The sequence below is a fragment of the Nitrosomonas sp. genome (assembly GCF_043753625.1).
Classification (GTDB): domain Bacteria; phylum Pseudomonadota; class Gammaproteobacteria; order Burkholderiales; family Nitrosomonadaceae; genus Nitrosomonas.
Genome location: NZ_JAYUWI010000153.1, coordinates 1 through 8,792, shown reverse-complemented (window position 1 = coordinate 8,792; position 8,792 = coordinate 1). Strand labels below are relative to the sequence as shown.

General features: G+C 43.8%; 6 protein-coding genes and 1 pseudogene. 1 reads left to right on the top strand and 6 read right to left on the bottom strand.

The genetic code is table 11. The features are described from left to right. Window positions 1–253: 253 nt before the first annotated feature. The 4 genes and pseudogenes from ACH10T_RS12755 to metE form a co-directional block, all read right to left on the bottom strand. Window positions 254–571 (bottom strand): annotated as a pseudogene (locus ACH10T_RS12755) (transposase). A gap of 176 nt (window positions 572–747) precedes the next feature. Continuing rightward, window positions 748–945, bottom strand: coding sequence for a hypothetical protein (locus tag ACH10T_RS12750; protein WP_394809641.1), 198 nt, complete (start codon window positions 943–945; stop codon window positions 748–750). Window positions 946–1,660: 715 nt separating this feature from the next. Next, entirely contained in the window at window positions 1,661–2,407 is a 747-nt protein-coding gene (locus tag ACH10T_RS12745) for a CADD family putative folate metabolism protein (protein WP_394809640.1), read from the bottom strand. Between the two features lie 76 nt (window positions 2,408–2,483). Next, complete coding sequence (gene metE, locus ACH10T_RS12740; RefSeq protein ID WP_394809639.1) at window positions 2,484–4,778, bottom strand: 5-methyltetrahydropteroyltriglutamate--homocysteine S-methyltransferase; 2,295 nt, start codon at window positions 4,776–4,778, stop codon at window positions 2,484–2,486. A 105-nt stretch (window positions 4,779–4,883) separates the two neighbouring features. On the opposite strand from metE, the gene ACH10T_RS12735 reads away from it, so the two are divergent. Beyond that, on the top strand, window positions 4,884–5,783 hold the full coding sequence (locus ACH10T_RS12735; RefSeq protein WP_394809638.1) for a LysR substrate-binding domain-containing protein: 900 nt from the start codon (window positions 4,884–4,886) through the stop codon (window positions 5,781–5,783). Between the two features lie 53 nt (window positions 5,784–5,836). On the opposite strand, the gene ACH10T_RS12730 is transcribed toward ACH10T_RS12735, so the two are convergent. Then, window positions 5,837–7,546 (bottom strand): hypothetical protein, encoded by a 1,710-nt coding sequence (locus tag ACH10T_RS12730; RefSeq protein ID WP_394809637.1) that lies wholly within the window; start codon window positions 7,544–7,546, stop codon window positions 5,837–5,839. Beyond that, window positions 7,543–8,631, bottom strand: coding sequence for a hypothetical protein (locus ACH10T_RS12725; RefSeq protein WP_394809636.1), 1,089 nt, complete (start codon window positions 8,629–8,631; stop codon window positions 7,543–7,545). The genes ACH10T_RS12730 and ACH10T_RS12725 overlap by 4 nt, the downstream gene beginning before the upstream one ends. Window positions 8,632–8,792 lie beyond the last annotated feature (161 nt).

Genomic DNA, 8,792 nt, shown 5'->3' with positions numbered 1-8,792 from the left:
TAAAAACAAAAAATCGGGGCAGCGCCGTTCCGCTGCATGAATAGGGTGCCCTCTTAAATTCAATCTATTATTGTCTTGACTGCGGGGTCCACTTTATACAAATAACGAACTGAAATACCAATAGAATTATATTAGCGGAGATATGCCGCTATTCTTGAGCTGTCTGGCATAAAATCCCTCCCTTTCATTTCAAAAATACTCATGTCGTACGCGGATTGAAAAGTGGAGTGGTACCGCAGAACTGGACAGGTTTTTAAATTACCTCCGGCAGAGCCGGGATATACGCCCTGACTACCCCTTCACCAAGCTCGACCGTCGAAACAAAATACCCTCGAGTCCAGAAAACCTCGCCAGTGAAATTCTTTACTCAGCCGCCGAAGCGCCTCGCTATTGCAATTGCGCTCTTCCCATTGATGTACCCCATCACGTTCGATACCGCAAGTTCATGGAATATCTCGCCCAGATGCTTGCGCAACATTCCAAATATCCGCTTCCTACGCTTTTTCGGAATGAATACCACAGAGTACTTACAATCCCATCTTGTGTGGGAAAAACTCTGATACTCTTTCATCTTGAATCTCCTCCTCTTGGTCGAGATAGAAGATTCTCAATGACCGTCGTATTAGGTCAAACCACGGTGAGCCCCCCGGCAAAGCTGGAGGCTTACCTCACTGAGTTACTTGACATAGAAGCGTCAACGCTCCCAATAAACAACCCCGTGGCAAGACCCCATGGGGAATCACAAGTTCAATCACTTTCATCAACGATGATGGCCGCCTCGATGGCTTCCACCCCGATGTCCTCCACCGGAGTGTCTATGCCCACCAATAAAGTGTTTATGTCCGCTATCGAAATGCCTGTGCCCATTATCAAAGTGTCTATATCCGCCAATGTAGCCTTGATTAACGTAAAATGGTGGTTGATATCCGTAACTGTATACAGCACTCCTATAATATCCCGATCCTCCATAATACGGAGTAGCCACACATCCCCCCAGAAAAAGAATTCCAATTACGGAAAAAAGGATAAGAATTTCTCTGGCATTCATGATGTACCTCCACAATAAATTTCGCGCCTATAACGCAATAAATACCCAATCATTCTTGGTATTTCGGTTTCATTGTGCAGCTTTTTGGCTGAATGATGACTGAACACAAATTAATTCTTGCCAGAGAGAATTTTCACGCGAATGCGCCTCTGGCAAGGATGGGCCATGACAGATCTGATGATTATTGACGTGTATTAGCGATAAACTTCAGAACACGCTATGCGCTAGAGTTAATATCAGAGAGAAGAAAAAATGGAAAGGTCGCGATCAAAGAAAATCGAATATTGCTGTGGGCTATGAAAAGACCTGTAGTGTGCGGAATACTATCTTTAAGGCAGCTCTGAATAACTGTTATTTCGAACGTAGCGAGAAATCTATGGTGCAGAGATTGCCCAAGATATCACTTTGTTCGGAATGACATATGAGGGTTATTCAGAGTTTCCTTAGGCGGTAACCGCAAAATAAAACACCCCGCTGCGTGCAGCGGGGTGTTAACTGTGTTCTTCAATGCTGGTTTTAACTTAATTTCGTCCCAAGGGACAAGGAATTGAATCCTTGGGAATTAAAATCCACTGAATAGCATCACACTGTACGATAAGCCGAAAACTGCTCTTAATGTAATATCGCTGCTGTTTTTTGCTCATCACATATCAGATTTGCGCAGTAGGTTTCATGGATGCCATCCAAGAAACTCCACAGCGCGTCACAGGCTTCTTTGGTAGCAGCCAGTACTTCGGCTTGTTTTTCCGGGGTATCGGCAAAGCGCTCAATGATTGCCCATTCAGCTTGTGAGTGATATATATCCGCTTTTTGATGTACCGAGAAAAACTCATAATCTTCAGGATTTTTCATCCCATAGAATTTAGCCAATCCATCAATCTTAACTGCTGCAATATCAGGCACTTGTGATTCAAATGCATGCAATGCAGCAAGTCCTGCATAAAATGGACGATTCAAACAGATATCCCGGAATGTGGAGACAAGATTCTCGGTATTAGGTAATGCGGCTGCATTAGCTAAGCTCTTATCATTTGCACCCAATGCAAAAGCAAAGTTTTTCCATAATGCTGGATGATTCTTTTCGCCATGCTCTTCATCAATTAGATTTTTTAATACTTCCTGCCGTACGCTGATATCACCGCTGTTTGATTCGGAATGAATATGCGGTGTATTAAAGTGCACAGCACTTAAATAGGTTGGTTCAGCTAAAACATTATAAAAATATTGTTCTGCATAATGCCGCAACTGTTCTTTCGTCAGTTTGCCTTCTGTCCAGGCGATATAGAAAGGATGTTTGAGCAGGTGTTTTTCACCGATAATGGCTGTAATTTTTTGTTTGAGTAGGGTATTGGTCGTCATGATTACTCCTTTTAAACCGAGGTGGATAAAGATGTTGCATATCATCGCTTAAATAACATCAGCAAGTCAAATTTAGCTAACCTGAGTTGCGCGCAGCTTGGCTGGATAAATACCGGCTCGCAGCAATCATATTGCGTAATGCCTGTTTCACTTCTTCCCAATTGCGCGTTTTCAATCCACAATCAGGATTCACCCACAAACGCTCGGCAGGTATACGTTGCGCTGCTTTCTCCATCAAATGAATGATCGAATCAACAGAGGGTGTATTGGGGGAATGGATATCATACACGCCCGGGCCAATCTCGTTGGGATACTGAAATTGATCAAATGCATCGAGCAATTCCATATCGGATCGCGAAGTTTCAATCGTAATGACATCCGCATCCATTTGAGCAATGGCTTCCATAATGTCATTGAATTCCGAGTAGCACATATGCGTATGAATCTGCGTTTCATCTTTAACGCCATTCGCAGTAATACGAAATGCGCGGATGGCCCAGTCAAGATAAGTATTCCATTGTGATTTTCTCAACGGCAGCCCTTCTCTTAATGCGGCTTCGTCAATCTGAATAATCCGGATGCCTGCTTTCTCCAAAGCAAGCACCTCATCACGTATCGCCAGCGCCAATTGCACGCAGGTTTCTGCGCGCAATTGATCATCACGCACAAACGACCAATTCAACATGGTTACCGGCCCGGTTAACATGCCTTTCATCGGTTTTTTGGTTAATGATTGGGCATATTGAATCCATTCCGTAGTAATCGCCTGGGATTGTGAGATATCACCAAATATAATCGGCGGTTTGACACATCGTGAGCCGTACGATTGCACCCAGCCAAACTGAGTAAAAGTATAACCAGACAATTGTTCGCCAAAATACTCCACCATATCATTGCGTTCGGGTTCGCCGTGCACCAGAACATCCAATCCTAGCGCTTCCTGTTCTCGTACGCAGTGCTTAATTTCATTCTGCATCGACTGACGATATTCTGATTCTGTTAACTTGCCTTCGCGGTAATCATGGCGAGTTTGTCTGATCTCCTGTGTTTGCGGGAAAGATCCAATGGTTGTAGTGGGGAAAAGCGGCAGTTGAAATTTCTCCCGTTGCACGATCGTACGTTGCTGATACGGTGATTGACGCGTACCCATTGCCTCATTGATTTCAAGCACACGCGTTTTCACGGCTGCCTGATGCACGCGTTTGGATTGCTTGCGGCTCGTGATCGCCGCGCTATTTTCCTGCAAGATTTCAGTAACACTCTCTTTGCCATGATTCAGTGCTTTTGCGAGCACTTCAACTTCATTTAATTTCTGCACAGCAAACGCCAGCCAAGACTGAATATCCGTATCTAACCTCTGTTCATTATCCAGATCAACAGGCACATGCAACAATGAACAGGATGGCGCAAGCCAAAGCCGGTCTTGCAAGCGTGCAGAGATAGGTTCCAGCCAATCCAGTGTTGCCGATAAATCGGTTTTCCAGATATTACGCCCGTTGATAACGCCCAAAGAGAGGGTTTTATGCGTTGGCAACCAATCAATCACCTTGGCAATTTCATCTTTCGCCGTGATGGCATCCAGGTGCAATCCGTCAACTGGCAGTTCGCAGGCTAATTGCAAATTATCCTGCAGTTGCCCAAAGTACGTCGTTAATAGCAGTTTGATGGGTGTGGCCTGTAATTGATAATAAGCTTTTCTCAAAGCATGCTTCCATTCCGGAGCCAATTCCATTACCAATATGGGTTCATCGATCTGCACCCACTCAATGCCTGAATTTTCTAGCTCATGCAGCAATTGTGCGTAGGTATTTAACAAGTCATCTAACAAATCAAGCTTATCGGTATCATCCTTGGATTTTCCCAACCATAAATAAGTCACCGGGCCGAGAATGACCGGTTTGACTTGATGATGGGTTTGCCTGGCTTGCTGAATTTGTTCAAGCAAATGACTGGAATTCAGTGAGAAACGCGTATTTTTCTCGAATTCGGGTACGATGTAATGGTAGTTCGTGTCAAACCACTTTGTCATTTCACCGGCATTCACACAGGAACTGGCAGAATCGTCACTGACCGAGCGTCCCCTGGCTACCCGAAAATAGTTGTCTATCGCACTACCCGGCAGTCCACTGACGCGCGCCGGAATATTGCCCAACATAAAACTGGTATCCAGCACATGATCGTATAACGAAAAATCACCAACCGGAATCCAGTCAAGCGCAGCTTGATCCTGCCAGTGCTGCGTTCTAAGATCGGCTGCGATTTCTAATAAGGATTGTTCAGAAATTATCCCTTTCCAGTATTTCTCTAAAGCAAATTTTAACTCTCGCTTTCTGCCGATACGCGGAAACCCCAGACTGTGCGTTGTTACCATGATTCAATCACCACTCATAGAATAATAAAAGTTCGGCTATTGTATGAACAATGAGTAATGAATAATAATGATAAGATTTAATATTCTAATAAGGTTTCCTCATAGATGATCGAACACAGCCACCTGAAAATCATTCAAGCACTGCATGCAAACGGCACACTCACTGAAGCTGCTAATGCGCTATGCCTTAGTCAACCGGCCCTATCGCATCAAATCAGCTATCTCGAAAAGAAATTAGGGGTAGCGTTATGGGAACGCGAAGGCCGTAGCCTGCGCCTGACTCAAGCCGGCACTCTGCTATTGGATGTAGCCAATCAGGTATTGCCGGTATTATCACAAGCGGAAAAAACACTCGAAGCCTACAGCGAAGGCCGCCAAGGTATTTTGCGCATCGGCGTGGAATGCTACCCCTGCTTTGAATGGCTCACCGGCGTCATTGGCCAATACATGCAACAAATGCCCGGCATCGATATTGACATCGTGCAGAAATTCCAGTTTTCGGGATTGGAAGGATTACTGAACCATCACATTGATGTTTTGATCACACCCGATCTGGTCAAAAAGGAAAAGATCGAATATGAAATCCTGGCAGAATATCAACTGGTTTTGCTGTCAGCGGCCAGCCATCCTCTGGCAGAGTGTAAACAGCTTACACCCGAGCTTTTGAGTAAAGAAGCCTTGTTAACTTTTCCAGTACCGCTGGAAAGACTAGATATTCTGACGCATTTTATGACACCCGCTCACTTGGAGCCGGCAAAATTGAAACAGATCGAATCACTGGAAATCATGCTACAAATGACCGCACTTCAGCGCGGCGTTTGCGTACTGCCTGAATGGCTGGCCGATATTAAAAACAAAGATCTTAGATTCAATAAAATTCGTATAGGCAAGAAAGGGCTATATCAGAAATTGTTTTTGGCGATGCGGGAACCGGATAAAACGATTCCTTATATCCGGCAATTTATTGCGATAGGTCAGAAAACTGCTGAAAGCTCATCCACTTAAACTTTGAAGATAGATTTAGTTAAGAAAATTATCACTAAAACCTGCTCAGTTAGTCAACCGACAGTATCATTTATCAGCGAATACCAGAATACAGGCGGCACAGGAGTTGAAAAGTGCCTGTAAGAGATAAAATCAAGGGCTAATAAACCAGACAACGATGCTGGAGAATCAAGCAACGCCTTTCCAAATTCCGATTTACAAATCATTTGCATTTGCTGTCGATATTCTTTTGCAGTAGCTGGCAATTGAATTGGCGCTTCGGTCACACCGGACTCAGAATGCGCAGACTGAAAGTAAAGATATTGGTATAAATCTTTCTCGGGGTGCCAGAGTTGGATACATGCTCCTGGATAATTCTCGCCAACATTCTTTGCTAATACCTCATACATTTCATCCATACCCAAAATAACACTCCAACCTGCAAAAGTCGCTAGCATCCAGGAAGTTTCCATCATACGCTCAGTTGCTTGCCCACCAAGCCAGCCTCCCTCTTCTATCAAATCGTCTAAGGAGTCACTAGCGACAGGAACAAATTTCTTTGCTTTAAAGGCGTAATCTACATTGCGAAACAGTTTCTTAAGCCATTCTTTAGCTATCTCTGCTCGATCTAATTCATACAATGCTACCAATGCCAGAATGATGTCTTGACTATGCCGGTCAAGGCATGGAGAACTGCTAATACTATTATTTAGTAGCCATGCTTCCAAAGCATCGAGCACCACATTGGCATTATTCGACCAGAAAGTCTTCTCTTCCACTGTGGATACCGGATGAAAACATTGAAACAGTGCAATGCTCGCCAGAATACCGATTTGCTCAAACGCGATTAACGAGGATTCCACACCATTCGAAGCATAGCGGGTTATGCTATTTTCTACGAAACTATAGGGTTGAATTCTGTTGAAATATTGAAAAGCAAAGCGATTGTAATTCCGCCACATCACACTGAAAGCTCCTACGAGCTCATCTTGTTTGTTCTTTTCATCCACAAGCTGAATGCGATGCCACGACCACAACATGGCGCGCTCCAGTGCAAAAAAACCTTGGCGAGTATCACCGTCATCGCGCAATGTCCAATAAGCAAACATTTGAGCTGATAGATTAACGATTCGCAAAGCTTTCAATAAGGCTTTACCCGTCTTGGGTTTGCCGGTCAATTGCCCTTTATCATTCAAATCTAAGACGCGCATAAACAAACGATGCAAATCTTGCCGTTCATACTCGCTATCGCCAGATAGCGCCAGTGCGCGACGCAAATCATGCCTATCCTCGTCGAGGAAGATATGTTCATCTAATAGATGTTTCTCGATCAGAGTGGCGATGAAATCAGTTCCCCAAAATTCAATACGGGCTTTGGATTTATTGTCGTTGAGAAATCCACTCCAACTGGCTTGTACTGTTTGTTTTAACTCCCCACTGGTGGCAACAACAATACGTATGCTACGGCCTTGATCTTGCGGTTCAAGGTGAGACTTCAAATAGACATCAAAAATCTCGTTGATGCTTGGACGAACAGACTGATTGCCACCATCCCATTCGGCTCGACCAATATCGCCTTGCTTGACCACCAAAAGCAATAACTCATCTTCCCCTGTTTCGTAATTATTACCTCTAGCTGCAATGTCCACGCCATGTTGTCGATTGCCTGTTTGTGGACGAGCTACGGGAACGTAATCCATTTCCACCAACAGATCTGGCAATAAACGATCCAATTCATCCCGTTCTTTGAGAGAACGCAAATATTCGGCGATAATCAGTTTCATTGATCACCCCGTTTGGCAGCTCTAAGGCCCAGATTTTTAATTTCATCATTAAGGGGATCAACAACATACTGCGCCGGTAATGAGCTAGAAATTGAAAACAAGCTAAGGCGATTGATATCACTGATTTTTCCTTGGAAAAGCGAAAAGCTACCTGTTCCAGCTTTCAGCGGAATTGTTGTACAGAGTTGTTGCCATATCGATTTTTCATTTGCTTTATCCGTTGCCTCTCGTTGCTCTCTGGCTTTCTTCAATGCAACAGCATGCCTTATGCGCATCGGAATGGGCGGATGGAATTCATGCCGAATGGGTAATTGCTTAATTGCTTCAGTATAAGCAAGCAGTTCCAACTGTACCTTTTCTAATAATTGTTTTACTTCAGGCGAGACACTATTCAATTTTTCTTGTATCGTTTCCAATGTAGCCTGAGGATAATTCCGCCCCACCTCGTTAACCAACAACGCGAATACCCAGCCAAAGGTTCTTTGCTGAGCTTCTTTGGTGTTTAACAATGAAAAAGTCAGAGAAAGTAAAGCTTCTTCATGAAACGTCCAACCTATCAAGCGCCGTGCGAGATACTTAAAGTCATCAGCGGTCAAAGTGTCGAGAATATCTTGAGCAAAGACAGGCTGTTTGACTCCATGAACCCACAAATGACCGATCAAATCACGATAAGCTGCGGCCAGTATTCTTTCATCAGAAATCAGCCAACGTGTAATTAATTTATGTAGCAAGGGCTTGTCGATTAATTCCCTTATGCTTTGGGCGAAACACGAGCCCAATTTTTTATCCGAAGTCCTGCTGTCGTAATGTTTCACTACCCAAGTCGTCAAACTGTCATATACCAATTCATCGTGAATATTGATTTCTATCAATTGCGAAAGTACATGATCAAAGTCATTTGTTCGTTCAGCATCTAAACTGGTCAGGGCATGCAATATCTCGGTCAAATTCGGATGATCTTTGACAATCTTGAAATTCATAAAAGCAAAATCACCAAGTACCTGTAATGCTTTCTGATGGTTTCTTTGCGCATGTATTAACAGCTCAGAAACTAATTCAGATTGAGATACAGCAGCGTTTGACATTGCTTGCCACGCTTTAAAACTGACATTGGAATCCAAATGATGTCCCATCACCTTGAAAACTTTTCCTGATTAGAAAGATTGTTCAGCCAAGCCCGATTTTTTCTATTATAAGGCGCATACTGACCCAAGAGAGCCCACCATCAAAGAGGAACTGCCATGGC

Bases quoted from the DNA above. Each gene is read 5' to 3' on its own strand.
- ACH10T_RS12745 (WP_394809640.1), bottom strand. From the start codon at position 2,407: ATGACGACCAATACCCTACTCAAACAAAAAATTACAGCCATTATCGGT.
- metE (WP_394809639.1), bottom strand. From the start codon at position 4,778: ATGGTAACAACGCACAGTCTGGGGTTTCCGCGTATCGGCAGAAAGCGA.
- ACH10T_RS12735 (WP_394809638.1), top strand. From the start codon at position 4,884: ATGATCGAACACAGCCACCTGAAAATCATTCAAGCACTGCATGCAAAC.
- ACH10T_RS12730 (WP_394809637.1), bottom strand. From the start codon at position 7,546: ATGAAACTGATTATCGCCGAATATTTGCGTTCTCTCAAAGAACGGGAT.
- ACH10T_RS12725 (WP_394809636.1), bottom strand. From the start codon at position 8,631: ATGTCAAACGCTGCTGTATCTCAATCTGAATTAGTTTCTGAGCTGTTA.